1 protein-coding gene is annotated in these 240 nt (G+C 62.1%); it reads left to right on the forward strand.

The annotated features are described in order from the left end of the window. Nucleotides 1-240: amino acid permease (locus tag J5M58_RS27605; protein ID WP_207880695.1), on the forward strand; the 240-nt coding region annotated here is incomplete at both ends.

A 240-nucleotide genomic window follows, 5' to 3' on the forward strand; every position in this document is an offset into this window, starting at 1 on the left:
GCGCTGTGCTGATCGGCTGGGCAATCACCGCGGTCGGCATGCTGACCCTGGCATTCGTGTTCCAGACCCTGGCCAATCGCAAGCCTGACCTGGATGGCGGGGTGTATGCCTATGCCAAGGCCGGTTTCGGCGAGTACATGGGCTTTTCCTCGGCCTGGGGCTACTGGATCAGTGCCTGGCTGGGCAACGTCGGCTACTTCGTGCTGCTGTTCAGCACCTTGGGCTTCTACTTCCCGGTGT

Source organism: Pseudomonas sp. 32_A, assembly GCF_017490905.1.
GTDB lineage: Bacteria > Pseudomonadota > Gammaproteobacteria > Pseudomonadales > Pseudomonadaceae > Aquipseudomonas > Aquipseudomonas inefficax.